Source organism: Microcoleus sp. PH2017_35_SFW_U_B, from assembly GCF_020737865.1.
GTDB lineage: Bacteria > Cyanobacteriota > Cyanobacteriia > Cyanobacteriales > Microcoleaceae > Microcoleus.
Genome location: NZ_JAEQDE010000039.1, coordinates 75,531 through 88,348 on the forward strand (window position 1 = coordinate 75,531; position 12,818 = coordinate 88,348).

A 12,818-nucleotide genomic window follows, 5' to 3' on the forward strand; every position below is an offset into this window, starting at 1 on the left:
AACTTTTAACCTGTCTTTTTCGCTACAAAATGAGGAAGGACTGAGGTGATTGTTTCTATATATAACAAGATTATAAATAAATCATTAAGGTTTATTATGCTTCGGGGATCGCTATAACCCAGACAGGATAAGGGCTGGGATGCTCTAAAACCTCCTAGCTCTACACAGGAGAATTAGAGATGAAACTGATTTCCGCCAACACTTTTATGAAAACCCCATTAATTTCTGCTTGTCGTCACTGCCGCCACTATACCCCTGAGGGGAGACGCGGAGGAATTTGTGCTCTGTTGACCGTGCCGGTGCAAAGTCAGTGGAAAGCTTGTTCTTTGGCAGTTTCGCCTTTTGGGGGATCTTGGGAAAACATCACAGAAATTGAACTGTGGCAAGAACAGACTGCGACTCCGCATGAGACCGCTGTTCCTGTTTCTGAACGCAACGCCTGCCAGTTAACAGGCACAACATTAACCGAAAAATCAGCAGCAGTCTCGGTTTAGTCCGTCGGCAACAGGACAGATTGTATCATTTTCGATTGGCGATTGGGAAATCACTGATAACTATTATCTATTATGATTTGGATCTGGCAAAGCAGTTTCATTCTTTTTGGCAATTGGTATCCATACTGATACTTTTGGACGATCGACTAAACTCGGGTCATTCAACTCACAGCAATCAATAATATCTGTAGCTTGAATGAGGGAATCCCAAAACTTATTTCTCGATCGAGCTACGGCAGCCAAGGATATTGACTAAAATCGGGTTCCCGTTTTTCCAAAAAGGCTTGTTTGCCTTCGGCGCCTTCCTGGGTCATATAATACAGCAAAGTGGCATTTCCAGCCAGTTCTTGGAGACCGGCTTGACCGTCACAGTCGGCATTAAAAGCGGATTTTAAACAGCGGATCGCGATCGGACTTTTTTCCAGAATTTCCTGGGCCCACTGCATCCCTTCAAGTTCGAGTTGTTCGACGGGTACGACGCAGTTGACTAAACCCATTTCTAGAGCTTGCTGGGCGCTGTACTGACGGCACAAAAACCAAATTTCTCGGGCTTTTTTCTGGCCGACAACTCTGGCGAGATAGCTGGCCCCGAAACCGCCGTCGAAACTGCCGACTTTGGGGCCAGTTTGCCCGAAAATAGCATTGTCAGCAGCGATCGTCAAGTCGCAAATTAAGTGTAAAACGTGACCGCCGCCGATCGCATATCCTGCAACTAAAGCAATCACAACTTTGGGCATCGATCGAATCAACTTCTGCAAGTCGAGCACGTTCAACCGGGGTATGCCACCTTCGTCTACATATCCCGCAGAACCTCGCACGCTTTGGTCGCCGCCGGCACAAAAGGCGTATTTGCCGTCTGTATGAGGCCCCGCACCGGTGAAGAGGACAACGCCGATTTTTGTGTCTTCACGGGCATCAGTAAAGGCATCGCACAATTCCTGCACGGTTTTGGGACGGAAAGCGTTCCGTTTGTGAGGTCGATTGATGGTAATTTTGGCGGTACCGCCACTTTTTTGATAGAGAATGTCTTCGTAGGTTTTGGCGGTTTGCCATTCAATTTGCATAATCAATCAGTCGATTTTAGATTTTAGATTTTAGATTTTAGATTTACTCGGCAGATGAATCACCGGAGTAGGAACTTTGGTCTAAATTTGGGGGAGCATCCACTCGCTCAACAGCGTCGGGGGCAAGGTACCCGTTGATGCGGGGTTAAGTTGAGATTTGAGAGCGAGCTGGGGCGATCGATGCAGGAATAATTCGCTTTTAGGATCGCGAATTAAATAATTTACACTCTTAAAAGTGGGATGGGCGTCCCGCCCGTCTATAAAGGACGGGCGGGACGCCCATCCCACAATAATTAAAATTGTAAGTTATTTAATTCTCATTCCTTAGATTTTAGACGGATTCGGTTCAATGGGATACGAAGGTCGATCGACTCTTGGGAAAAAAAATTAAGCGGGACTCGTGGCCCAAACCGACTTCCCCAAATCAACTGTGAAGCGCTCTTGTTGCCGGTTAAACAACCCGGTTTTTAATACAAGAGCGCGCAATTCCCGTCTCCCATCCCAACAGTCTCAAATTTTGACGCAGCAAATAATTTGCGTTGCATTATTTGCGCGTTAACAGAGACAGCAGGTGCTTTGCTGCTTTGGCAAATACCGGATCGCGGGACTCAAATTCGCTGGGAGCTAGTAAAGCTTTAACTTCGGCAAAGTCTTCTTGGTTGAGGGTTCCTTCTTTGGTAAATAAAGTGTCTACGACTGCAATGTGTCTGGAGTCGAGGCCGAGCCGATTGCCGATCGACTGTAAGTACATTTGCTCCCTCAAATCGATGTGTCCGTCTACCGCTGACATTTCGTAGCCGGAACCGATGAGCAACAGCTTTTCTGATTCTGAGAAGAAAGCTGTCAGGGTTAGCAGTTCCGTGGGGTTGAAGTAAACCTGCTGTTTGGAGACTCCTTTGACAAGGCGCTGAATTAGTTCTATCCGATGTGGATCGCCGCTGGCAAAGGCTTTGAGAGTCTTTTGCAGCCGTTCTTCTTCTTCAACTGCGATCGTCCTGTCGATAATCATCACTCCCCGCAGGATGGAAATCAGAGCAGTCACAAACACTACCAAAGGAGTGATATCTTGTTCGCGGAGCTTTTGGCGGCTAATCCGGGACAACAGCTCAACAACTTCAGTGCTAATCAGGGTGGTGTCCATAATTCAAAATTACTCTGGATGGGGCTGTAGTGTAACTTTATTTCTCGATCTTAAGTGTTTTCAGCTAGGTAAGTATGCCATGAATTCCGTAAAAAACTTGTTTTCTTAGCGATCGCACTTACTTCTCTCCACAGCAAGTGGATAAATAAGATTATATTAAGTGTTTTCAGATACTTAGGTATACCGTGAATTTGCCAACAGAGCCGTTGTGTAGTAGTGATTCTAATTATGCTATTCACCGACACTGGATGAGTAGGGCTGTGGAACTGGCACGAGCAGCCGGTGATGCGGGCGAAGTGCCAGTGGGTGCTGTCATTGTTGACGGTGCTGGCAAATTGATTGCCGAAGCGCAAAATCGGCGAGAGCGAGACTGCGATCCGACTGCTCATGCTGAAGTCTTGGCGCTGCGGGCGGCGGGCAAGGTTTTGCAAGACTGGCATCTCAATCAATGCACGCTTTACGTGACGCTGGAGCCGTGCCCGATGTGCGCTGGTGCGATCGTACAAGCTCGGATCGGTTTGCTGGTATACGGAGCAGATGACCCGAAAACTGGCACAATTCGGACGGTGGCTAATCTTCCAGATAGCGCGCCTTCGTGTCACCGCTTACAGGTGCTCGGCGGTATTATGGAGTCTGTTTGTCGAGATCAGTTGCTTGCTTGGTTTGAAGCCCGCCGGCAAATTTAACAGGTAAAGTTTTTTACTCTCCCATAGCCGATGTTTAGTCTAACTTGGCTCTTTAACTGAAATAATAGATCGGTAATTGCCCGATCGAGCTTTCTCGGCGGTTGACCCCGCCTAAAAACGGATACTTGCTTGCCGACACTCGTCGCGGTGAACTCCAGATTTTAGACCAAAGCTCCAATTCCCAGATTAATCTGTGGCATAAATCTAAAGTCTAAAATCTAAAATCCCTTGACGGCTGTGCGGTAGTGCTGTCGGCTGGGATCGTATTTTACCTGCTTACAGATTATCTGTTTTGGGTGCGATCGCTTGCGGAGGCAAAGGCCAATAGCAAAAGTGTCCCCATCGAAAGACTAAAGATTTGCCAAGCAACATATCTTTAGCTAGAACAGACGGGAATCCATCGCGCGAAACGGAGTACCGTTATCCCGCGATGGATGAAAGGCGAGCTTTGCGACGATTTCACCCCACCGGAATCTGACTCTTCGTCGCTCGGTGGCGGGCGGTTGGGTGGATGAGGAGATGAGCAAATCTTCACCCTTTTCTTTGTGCCTGTATTATCATAGGTATGCCGATTGTGATAAATAATATCGTGTTAAAAGCAGTCAAAGTCAGAATCTATCCAAGCGTTGAACAACAGAGCCATCTAGCGCAAGCTTTTGGTTGTGTCCGTTGGGTATGGAATCAGTCATTGGCTACCATGTCCCAAACCTACAAAGAGACTGGGAAAGGTATTTCTGCTTTCACGATGAAGAAACAGATTCCCGTCTGGAAAACTGAGTTTGAATGGCTCAAAGATTGTTATTCTCAATGCCTTCAGTCTTCGGTTTTGAATTTGTCTCAAGCGTTTATCAACTTCTTTGATGGTCGAGCAGCATACCCAACTTTCAAAAAACGTCACGGAAAACAATCGATTCAGTTCCCACAGAACGTTAAAGTTTTGGGAAATGACGAGATTAAATTTCCGGGTAATCTTGGAGTGGTTAAAGCTAAAATTCATCGCGAATTAGTGGGTAGTTTGAAGACGGTTACGGTGTCTAAGATGCCTGATGGTCGTTACTACGCATCATTGCTGATGGAGGATGGTATTGACAAGCCCGCTACAAACAAAGACGGCAAAGCCATTGGTATCGACCTCGGATTGCTTGACTTTGTTGTTACATCTGATGGCTCTAAATACCAAAATCCTCGACATCTGAGAAAACACGAGCGCAACCTGAAGCGCAAACAGCGTAAGTTATGTCGTAAACGGGACAAAACTACCAACAAGCGGCGCAAGGCTAAATTGGCTGTTGCCAAAGTCCACGCCAGAATCTCTAGAGTTCGAGAAGATTTCCGGCATAAACTATCCCGTAAGATAGTCGATAAAAACCAAGTCATTGTCGTAGAAAATCTGGCAGTAAAGAACATGGTAAAGAATCATAACCTTGCCTTATCCATCAGTGATGCTGGCTGGGGAATGTTCTGTACGATGCTCAAATACAAAGCAGAGGCAGAGGGCAAAGTCTACCTAGAAGTCGGTCGATTTTTTCCGTCATCGCACCTTTGTTCTGAGACTTTACTGTTGTTGCCGAAAATGGATCTGTCTGTTCGTGAATTTAATTGTCCCCACTGCTCTAAGCGGCACGATAGAGACATTAATGCGGCAGTCAATATCAGAAATGAGGGCTTACGGATATTGACGTTGGGAACCAGCGTTACTGCCCTTGGAGGCAATGTAAGACCAAAGCGGTATGGGCAAAAATCCACTGTCGCCGAGGCTGTTGCCATTGAATTGGGAAGCCCCCAGCATATCGGTACTCCGATTGCTGGCGGGTAGTTCACACTCTATATATCGATATAGCAGGGTAATTGCCATGCATCATACTGCCGCGATCGCCGTTGAGTTCAGTAAATCCTCTCTAGTGAAGCCAATGCCTGCCAAGGTAGCATCTAATACCTCTCGCGTTTCTCCTTGGTTAACCTCCTTGTTCTATCCGCTAGGTCACTATATTGTCCTACCGTTTTATTTTGGCAAGATTGAGATAACCGGACAGGAACACTTGCCGAAAGACGGGCCTGTAATCTTAGCCCCGACGCATCGTTCCCGGTGGGATGCGCTGATGATGCCCTATTCAACGGGACAGAAGGTGACTGGACGCGATTTGCGGTTCATGGTAACTGCTGATGAAGTCAAAGGAGTGCAAGGTTGGTTTATCAGACATTTGGGAGGCTTTCCTGTCGATATCCGGCATCCGGCAATTAGCAGTCTCCGTTACGGGGTGGAATTGCTCCTCGACAAGCAAATGTTGGTAATTTTTCCCGAAGGTGGAATTTTTCAAGATGGTGAAGTTCACCCTGCGAAGTCTGGATTGGCTCGTTTGGCCATGCAAGCGGAGTTGAACACACCGGGTTTGGGGGTGAAGATTGTACCGATGAGTATTCGCTATCGCCCGCGCATTCCTCGATGGCGTTCGAGGGTTAAAATTGCGATCGGTTCTCCGATTTCTGTGGCAGATTATGCTAATGGTGGTAGTGGTAAAAAAGAAGCAAAATTGTTGACGGCCCAACTCGAAATGGCTCTTAAAACTCTTGATGACAGTTGACAGTTGGCAGTTGGCAGTTGGCAGTTGGCAGTTGGCAGTTGACAGTTGATAGTTGATAGTTGGCAGTTGATAGTTGGCAGTTGGCAGTTGGTAGTTGGCAGTTGGTAGTTGATGGTTGACCGAAGGAAGAAGGAAGAATTAATTAATTGTGATATAATATTTTTTGGTGCTGTTGAGAGTTGCGGCACTTATTTTGCTTGGTTGTGTCTGTATTAAGAGTCAGCATTAATGGATTGTGGTTTGAACTTTAAGCCTGGTCAAATTGTTAGTTTGGAATGTGGAGATGCGTGCCTGCATTCAGAGGTAATTCAAGTGGTTGAAGCACGTCAAATTTGTTGGGTGCGCCCTTTGATGTTGGTTGGATTGGTTTCGGGGAAGGATTTCCCCCAAAGGTGGCCGGAAGAATACACTTTATCAGATTTGCGGGATGGTGCGGATTTGCTGTGGCCACTGAGTTTGTTTCGGGCGGCGCTGGATACGGAGGTGATTTCGCTGTTAACCCAGTTGCAGTCTCTGGACTCCGATCGCAAGGATAGCACGATCGCCTCTCGGCAACTTAGAGATTTTGTCGATCGAGTTTGGGCAGCTTTTCCGAGCGCTTTTCATTAAAAAGACGGGGCGATTGAAACCGCAAAAAGACACGGCGATTGAAACCGTAAAAAGACACGGCGGTTGAAACCGTAAAAAGACACGGCGGTTGAAACCGCAAAAATACCGGGCGGTTGAAACCGCGTCTATACAAACAAAACCTGCCTCCGCAGGTTGAAGAAAACACGGCGGTTGAAACCGCGTCGAGACAAACAAAACCTGCCTCCGCAGGTTTGAATAAGACACGGCGGTTGAAACCGCGTCGAGACAAACAAAACCTGCCTCCGCAGGTTGAAGAAGACTATTATTTTAGTTTAAAATACTTAAAACACCGCGTGCGAAAGTTCTGCCGGATTCAGATTATTATGAATAACTTCACCGTCGCGGAACCAGACAACCCGGCGAGTTTGTCGCGCAACTTCCGGTTCGTGAGTTACCATCACAACAGTCATGCCGGCTTCATTAAATTCTGTAAAAATATCCATTACTTCTTGAGTAGTTTTTGTATCCAATGCACCAGTCGGTTCATCTGCAAGCAACAACACGGGACGGTTAACAATTGCGCGGGCGATGGCTACGCGCTGCTGCTGTCCTCCTGATAGTTGATTTGGTTTGTTTTTCATGCGACTTTCTAGACCAACTTTGGTTAAAGCTTCCTCTGCGCGTTCGCGTCTTTCTGATGAGGGAATGCCTGCATAAACCATCGGTAACATGACATTTTCTAATGCTGTTAGTTGAGCCAATAGGTGAAATTGTTGGAACACAAACCCTAATTTTAAGTTGCGAATTCCGGCTAATTCTGATTCGGGCATTTGGGCGACATCTACGCCGTCTAGGTAGTAACTGCCGCTCGTAGGTCGATCGAGACAACCGATAATATTCATAGCTGTAGATTTGCCTGAACCGGATGCGCCCATAATTGAGCAATACTCTCCTTGCATTACCGTCAAGCTGATCCCGTTGAGGGCGCGCACTTCGAGGTCGCCGATGCCGTAGACTTTGGTTACGTCTTTGAGACCGAGGATGACGGGTTTTGAGGTGGTTTGCAGGTCGAGGTCTTGGTGGGTCTCGGTTTGTAGTTCAGGCATTTGTTTTTATGTGCGATCGACACAACTTACTACTAAGTTAACACTTCTGAGCGGTTTTCGGGGGTGGAAGGGCGATGTTTGGACGGTTGCGGGACTTACGCACGGGTAGTCAGAAACCGGGTTTTTTGACGAAAATAATTCGTTAGAGCGCGCAGAAACGATAAAAACCCGGTTGCTGTGGTGTTGGTGAGTAAGTCCTAAATTAAACAATTTGTGGCTTAAATGCGATCGGGATCGATGTTCAATTCGCGCATTTTTGCCGCTAAACGTTCTGCTCTTTGAACTGCTTTTTCGGCTCTTTGACGTTCTTGTTCAGCTCTTTGAGATTCTTGTTCGGCTCTTTGAATTGCTTCTTCGGCTCTTTGAGCTTCTTGTTCGGCACGCTGACGGTTTAATTCACCCTGCTCCTCCAATTCCGCATAAGAAAGAAACCTTTGTCCATCTGGCCGATAAATTTCTAGCCCATCCTCGCCCAACTCAAATCGTACTCCCAATCTAGGACTGATCCATCCCTCCATCGGCTCAATAACTTCTAAGTTTCCCTCAATTCTTTGCCAACCTTCCAACTCATTTCTTTCTGGATCGTAAAGGTAATATTCCTCAACTCCATGACGCTGGTAAAATGAAAGTTTTTTATTCATTTTAGTTTGGCGATCGTTGTGGGAGCGAATCTCAAATACGACTTGGGGAGCAATATTCTCTTCTAGAAATTGCATATAGGAAGGCCGCTCGCCCTTTGGTCTACCAAATATTACCATCGTATCCGGTGCTTGAGAAATGTCTGGTCTACCTTCAACTGGATACCAGAGTAAATCGGCGGCCACAAAAACGTTTGGGTCATTCTTAAACAGCGATTCGCAGCCTTCTTTGATTTTGACAATTAATTTGTATTGAATTGTGCTTTCTGCCATTGGTTGACCGTCGCTGGATGGATAAATGATTTCTGCGGTTGTGACTTGCATTGTGGTTGTCTCCGAGAACTATATAGGTTTAATTATACTAGATTGGGTGATATTTATTGAGTTACTGAGTCATCCGTTGTTGCGCGGCTGGTGACGGATATGCACCAACTTCTATCAAAACTTGTCGCTCTCTAATCCGCTCATTATGATTAAATTCTAAAATTCTTGCTGTCACTTCTCCAATATCTGTTCTTGGTTGAATTGCAGCTTCATCTAAGCGAAAATGTTCTCCCCAAAAATCTCTGCGCGGGTTGAAAAAACGCACTAATTCTCCAGTGCGCCAAACAATTGAGCCTAAATCGGTTCCTTTCTGGAGGTTGCAGAAAATACAAGCATAGGCGAGGTTATCGGCTGTTGTTTCTCCACCATGTTTGACGCTGATGATGTGGTCAACTTGACAGCCTGATGCTCTGTTTGTCTCTGCAATGAGGCAGTATTCGCAAATGCGATCGGCACGGAGAGCAACTAAACGCCTAAGTTCGACGCTAATGTAAGGACGAGGCATAAAAAACTTACTCTTTGACGACGTGTTTGTGAGCGACTGCTTTGATGAGAGTCAACAGATGTTCTATTACCAGAAAATTGTCTAATTCTGTTTTTTCATCGGTGCTCAAATCTTGGTTGTTGTGTGCGTAAATTAGGTCGGCGATATGCTCTTTTGCTTCTTCGGATAGTTGAAAGTTGACAATGCTTTCGGGAGTGGCACCAGCAGCAAAAAACTCAACTATTTCTGCATAAGCTTGGGGGATTTTAGTGGCTACGGTCATAACTTGTTTCTCCTTTTTTTGTTTATATCACAGCTTGTCTAGTTTTGCCAATTGTTTCTCGGCAAATTCGCGGACTTGTTCATATTGTTTGAGGAGAGGTAAGGTTTCTGGGTCATCTTTCCACCCCCGTGCTAATTCTTGGACTGCTGCATATCGCACCATGAAATTATCGTCAGATTGAGCGTGTTGTTTGATCCAAGGTAAGGTTTCCGGGTCATCTTTCCACCCCCGTGCTATTTCTTGGACTGCTGCACATCGCACATACGAATCATCGTCAGATTGAGCGCGTTGTTTGATCCAAGGTAAGGTTTCCGGGTCATCTTTCCACCCCCGTGCTATTTCTTGGACTGCTGCAAGTCGCACAATCGAATCATCGTCAGATTGAGCGCGTTGTTTGAGGATAGGTAAGGTTTCCGGGTCATCTTTCCACCCCCGTGCTAATTCTTGGACTGCTGCAAGTCGCACAGTAAAACTATCATCAGATTGAGCGCGTTGTTTGAGGATAGGTAAGGTTTCCGGGTCATCTTTCCACCCCCGTGCTAATTCTTGGACTGCTGCAAGTCGCACAGTCAAACTATCACCAGATTGAGCCCATTGTTTGAGGATAGGTAAGGTTTCCGGGTCATTTTTCCACCCCCGTGCTATTTCTTGGACTGCTGCTTGTTGCAGATTCCAATTATAGTTAGAGTGAGTCCATTGTTTGAGGATAGGTAAGGTTTCCAGGTCATCTTTCCAAGTAAAAGCGATCGCACTTACTGCTTTACTGCGAATTTTACTAACTAAATCTGCCTTTTCTCCATAAAAATCATAATAGTAATTGAGGTCGTACTTCGTTAACTCTTTCAATCGCTCCAGCAATTGACTATCAACAGCAGCAATCACCTTTCTATCCCTCACCTCATCCAAACACTTCGCCGCCAAAAACAGATTTGTAAACTTTTGCGCTTCCCCATCTTGCTCAATCAAAAATTGAATCAATTCCCCTGTCAACTTTCCCGCAATCAATCCCGCAATCAAACACAAAACTTCCTGCCAAGATTCATCATCCCAGTGCGGGCCAAAAACTTCTGCTTTCAACTCATCCAGCGATAGTTATAAAGCCTGAACCCTATTCACAACTTGCGATGCACAGAAATATTCCAAAAAAGTCCGGTGTATAAATCCGTAACTATCCGCACCCAAATAACATAAAATAAAGTTGCGAGTTCGCAGTTGATTAATGATTAACTTCGCCCGATTTCTCGGTTGGTCAAAATCTTTATTCTTCAGATATGCTGTCAGAATATCTTCCAAATCTCCCGCACTAATAATATTGCCAGCCAACCCTTCAGGTGCTGCTTGCATTTCCCAAGCAACTCGCCGCAGCATTTCTTGCTTGTCTTTAGCATCAATCGTTTTTGGATCGAGCCTGCTATCCTCTACTAAAGACCTTTCCACATCCCATTGATACAGCAATATCCGCGAAGCTTGATTGTAAAGTTCTGCCCTGTCTCTTGGCAATTCTTGACTGCGATTCAAAATTGCCATAATCGTTAACAATAACGGATTTCCGGCTAAATCTTGAATTGTTGATGAATACTCTAGCGCTCTTTTCATCCGATCGCAAATTCGCACTTTTTCCCTAGCATCAGCAAAAGTCAACTCATGCCAGCGGTGCACAAAATCCTGAATCTGTGCCGGATTCAAGTCTTGCAGGATAAAGTGATGAAACTGGGCATCTTGCAACCGTTGAGGTTTGTAACCAATAATCCGAGACGTGACAATCACTCGCACGCGCGGATACTCGTTGGTAAACCGATGAATCGCGGTAATTACATCTTCTCGTTTCCCCGAATCGAAAATTTCATCTAATCCGTCGAACATCACTACAGCGTCGCCGGCTTTAAGCTGTTCGTGCAATTGATGCTGATTCAAGTCACAAATAAAACCGGAATCTTTATGGCAAAATTCCAGGAAATTCTGGCAATGTTTTGATTCCACGTTGCGAATGTAAATCCGCAATTCTATTAGCAGCGGAATCGGGAGAGATGTTACGCTATTTAAAGGCGATCGCGCCCAGGTTAATGCTAAATATTGTAACAGAGTAGATTTGCCCGCACCCGGATCGCCTAAAATCACAATGTAGGGATAATTTGACTTGTCATTGATGACATCTACCACGGATACGATCGGCTGTGAAAAATAACCGCGTCGATATTTCTCTAAATTTTCAAGTGCGATCGCCTCTAATCGATCGCTATCTTCCAACCGCCGTTGATGTTCCTTGGGAATTTCGTAAGCTTGGGGCAGAAATGACTCGTAAATTAAGCGCACATCTTGGAAAATAAAGATTTGCCAAACTTTCAGCTTTTCGCGATAATCGTAGGTATTGCTATCGACGCTGCTTAAATCCAGATTGCTGTAACGTTCGCACAAAGCCTCTTGATATTGCCTCAAATCAAAATCGGGGATTATCCCAGCAATTTGTTGAGTGTTTTTCTGAATGCTATCCAGATTTTGGGCATTCAAGATATCCCGCAAGTCTTTTGAGTCAAAAAGAATTTCTTGAACTTCGGCGAGATACTGATTGGCGATGGTTTGCCACTTAAATCTGGCGGGTAAAGCAGCTAAATCTAGTTGAGTCCAGGTTTGTTCGAGAAGTTCTGCATCGAGGGATTCGCGATCGCTCTCAAAGGCCTTACCCAAAATTTCCTTAACTGACTTGTTGCCGATAAACTTTTTAACATCTTTAATATACAGCTTAATCTGTTCTGGGGAAAGTCCGCTGATTTTTAACTGCTGTTGCACTAACTCCAAAAACTTTTTCAGCGCTTTCCCCCCTGCGACTTGTCGCGGATCTTTTTCGCCAAATAAGACGTTTTTTAGGGAATCTTTAAAAAAATCTTTTACTAAATCCTTCGCGCCGTCTACTGCCAACTCTTCTAAGATGGGTTTGACGAGAATGCCGACTCCTTGCGTTACTCCCCACAGCAAAAGCCAATCAATCATAAAGCTAGCCCGACAAATAAATTTATCTCTATAATATAGCAATTTTCAGTGAGTCGTAAATTTTTGACTTCCCCCAACTCTCCCCGTGACTTCGAGGAGGTGGATAGTTTTATTATCAGGATAGGAAATATAAAACTACCAAAAGTATAGCTCAAAGGTCGGCTCGCGCTTGGGCTAATGTACGTTGTTATGCTCTTTGCACTCTTTCCTAATATTATAAAGAGCGCTTAAGCGCAACTACGTACCTAATTTGTTTGACTGCAATAAAACTGCCCTAGCGGCCACCCAAAAATAGTTACATTTTTATATATTTTTTGCCAGTTGCTTGTGCTATACTCTAATAATGGGAGTGTGAGTAATTTTAAATTTAATGCACATATTTCCATTATTAAATGATATCATGTCAACTGCAAAAAGTAAAGCAATCTCCCTCTAAAAAACGAAATTTTTTTTGAGAT

General features: G+C 45.2%; 14 protein-coding genes. 5 read left to right on the plus strand and 9 right to left on the minus strand.

What is annotated here, in order from left to right; genetic code table 11:
- The first annotated feature begins 179 nt into the window (after nucleotides 1–179).
- Complete coding sequence (locus JGK36_RS10935) at nucleotides 180–494, plus strand: hypothetical protein (RefSeq protein WP_293177182.1); 315 nt, start codon at nucleotides 180–182, stop codon at nucleotides 492–494.
- Between the two features lie 63 nt (nucleotides 495–557).
- Here the strand turns inward: JGK36_RS10935 and JGK36_RS10940 are convergent, their stop codons facing one another.
- From JGK36_RS10940 to JGK36_RS10950, 3 genes are all read right to left on the minus strand, one after another.
- Complete coding sequence (locus JGK36_RS10940) at nucleotides 558–737, minus strand: hypothetical protein (protein WP_293177180.1); 180 nt, start codon at nucleotides 735–737, stop codon at nucleotides 558–560.
- Nucleotides 725–1,558: a 1,4-dihydroxy-2-naphthoyl-CoA synthase gene (gene menB / locus JGK36_RS10945; RefSeq protein ID WP_293177178.1), complete on the minus strand. Its 834-nt coding sequence runs from the start codon at nucleotides 1,556–1,558 to the stop codon at nucleotides 725–727. Before menB ends, JGK36_RS10940 begins: the two co-directional genes overlap by 13 nt.
- Before the next feature lie 544 nt (nucleotides 1,559–2,102).
- A complete protein-coding gene (locus JGK36_RS10950) occupies nucleotides 2,103–2,699 on the minus strand; it encodes a TerB family tellurite resistance protein (protein ID WP_293177176.1) in 597 nt (198 codons plus the stop codon).
- A gap of 248 nt (nucleotides 2,700–2,947) precedes the next feature.
- On the opposite strand from JGK36_RS10950, the gene JGK36_RS10955 reads away from it, so the two are divergent.
- From JGK36_RS10955 to JGK36_RS10970, 4 genes are all read left to right on the plus strand, one after another.
- Nucleotides 2,948–3,385 carry a nucleoside deaminase gene (locus tag JGK36_RS10955; protein ID WP_293177342.1) on the plus strand — a complete coding sequence of 146 codons (438 nt, stop codon included), beginning with the start codon at nucleotides 2,948–2,950 and terminating at the stop codon, nucleotides 3,383–3,385.
- Between the two features lie 589 nt (nucleotides 3,386–3,974).
- Nucleotides 3,975–5,201 carry an RNA-guided endonuclease TnpB family protein gene (locus JGK36_RS10960; RefSeq protein WP_293177174.1) on the plus strand — a complete coding sequence of 409 codons (1,227 nt, stop codon included), beginning with the start codon at nucleotides 3,975–3,977 and terminating at the stop codon, nucleotides 5,199–5,201.
- 37 nt (nucleotides 5,202–5,238) lie between these two features.
- The gene (locus JGK36_RS10965) at nucleotides 5,239–5,967 is read left to right on the plus strand and encodes a 1-acyl-sn-glycerol-3-phosphate acyltransferase (protein ID WP_293177172.1); all 729 of its coding nucleotides are present in this window, start codon (nucleotides 5,239–5,241) and stop codon (nucleotides 5,965–5,967) included.
- A gap of 228 nt (nucleotides 5,968–6,195) precedes the next feature.
- Nucleotides 6,196–6,576, plus strand: coding sequence for a hypothetical protein (locus JGK36_RS10970; protein WP_293177170.1), 381 nt, complete (start codon nucleotides 6,196–6,198; stop codon nucleotides 6,574–6,576).
- 302 nt (nucleotides 6,577–6,878) lie between these two features.
- On the opposite strand, the gene JGK36_RS10975 is transcribed toward JGK36_RS10970, so the two are convergent.
- The 6 genes from JGK36_RS10975 to JGK36_RS11000 form a co-directional block, all read right to left on the minus strand.
- Nucleotides 6,879–7,643 carry an ABC transporter ATP-binding protein gene (locus JGK36_RS10975; protein WP_293177168.1) on the minus strand — a complete coding sequence of 255 codons (765 nt, stop codon included), beginning with the start codon at nucleotides 7,641–7,643 and terminating at the stop codon, nucleotides 6,879–6,881.
- Between the two features lie 218 nt (nucleotides 7,644–7,861).
- A complete protein-coding gene (locus tag JGK36_RS10980; protein WP_293196877.1) occupies nucleotides 7,862–8,605 on the minus strand; it encodes a Uma2 family endonuclease in 744 nt (247 codons plus the stop codon).
- Nucleotides 8,606–8,666: 61 nt separating this feature from the next.
- Nucleotides 8,667–9,110, minus strand: coding sequence for an HNH endonuclease signature motif containing protein (locus tag JGK36_RS10985; RefSeq protein WP_293177164.1), 444 nt, complete (start codon nucleotides 9,108–9,110; stop codon nucleotides 8,667–8,669).
- 7 nt (nucleotides 9,111–9,117) lie between these two features.
- Nucleotides 9,118–9,372, minus strand: coding sequence for a hypothetical protein (locus JGK36_RS10990; RefSeq protein WP_293177162.1), 255 nt, complete (start codon nucleotides 9,370–9,372; stop codon nucleotides 9,118–9,120).
- A gap of 27 nt (nucleotides 9,373–9,399) precedes the next feature.
- Entirely contained in the window at nucleotides 9,400–10,449 is a 1,050-nt protein-coding gene (locus JGK36_RS10995) for a HEAT repeat domain-containing protein (RefSeq protein ID WP_293196878.1), read from the minus strand.
- A gap of 15 nt (nucleotides 10,450–10,464) precedes the next feature.
- Nucleotides 10,465–12,360, minus strand: coding sequence for an NACHT domain-containing NTPase (locus tag JGK36_RS11000; RefSeq protein ID WP_293196879.1), 1,896 nt, complete (start codon nucleotides 12,358–12,360; stop codon nucleotides 10,465–10,467).
- Nucleotides 12,361–12,818: the final 458 nt, after the last annotated feature.

Bases quoted from the DNA above. Each gene is read 5' to 3' on its own strand.
- JGK36_RS11000 (WP_293196879.1), bottom strand. From the start codon at position 12,360: ATGATTGATTGGCTTTTGCTGTGGGGAGTAACGCAAGGAGTCGGCATT.
- JGK36_RS10955 (WP_293177342.1), top strand. From the start codon at position 2,948: ATGAGTAGGGCTGTGGAACTGGCACGAGCAGCCGGTGATGCGGGCGAA.
- JGK36_RS10975 (WP_293177168.1), bottom strand. From the start codon at position 7,643: ATGCCTGAACTACAAACCGAGACCCACCAAGACCTCGACCTGCAAACC.
- JGK36_RS10985 (WP_293177164.1), bottom strand. From the start codon at position 9,110: ATGCCTCGTCCTTACATTAGCGTCGAACTTAGGCGTTTAGTTGCTCTC.
- JGK36_RS10980 (WP_293196877.1), bottom strand. From the start codon at position 8,605: ATGCAAGTCACAACCGCAGAAATCATTTATCCATCCAGCGACGGTCAA.
- menB (WP_293177178.1), bottom strand. From the start codon at position 1,558: ATGCAAATTGAATGGCAAACCGCCAAAACCTACGAAGACATTCTCTAT.
- JGK36_RS10935 (WP_293177182.1), top strand. From the start codon at position 180: ATGAAACTGATTTCCGCCAACACTTTTATGAAAACCCCATTAATTTCT.
- JGK36_RS10990 (WP_293177162.1), bottom strand. From the start codon at position 9,372: ATGACCGTAGCCACTAAAATCCCCCAAGCTTATGCAGAAATAGTTGAG.
- JGK36_RS10970 (WP_293177170.1), top strand. From the start codon at position 6,196: ATGGATTGTGGTTTGAACTTTAAGCCTGGTCAAATTGTTAGTTTGGAA.
- JGK36_RS10965 (WP_293177172.1), top strand. From the start codon at position 5,239: ATGCATCATACTGCCGCGATCGCCGTTGAGTTCAGTAAATCCTCTCTA.
- JGK36_RS10950 (WP_293177176.1), bottom strand. From the start codon at position 2,699: ATGGACACCACCCTGATTAGCACTGAAGTTGTTGAGCTGTTGTCCCGG.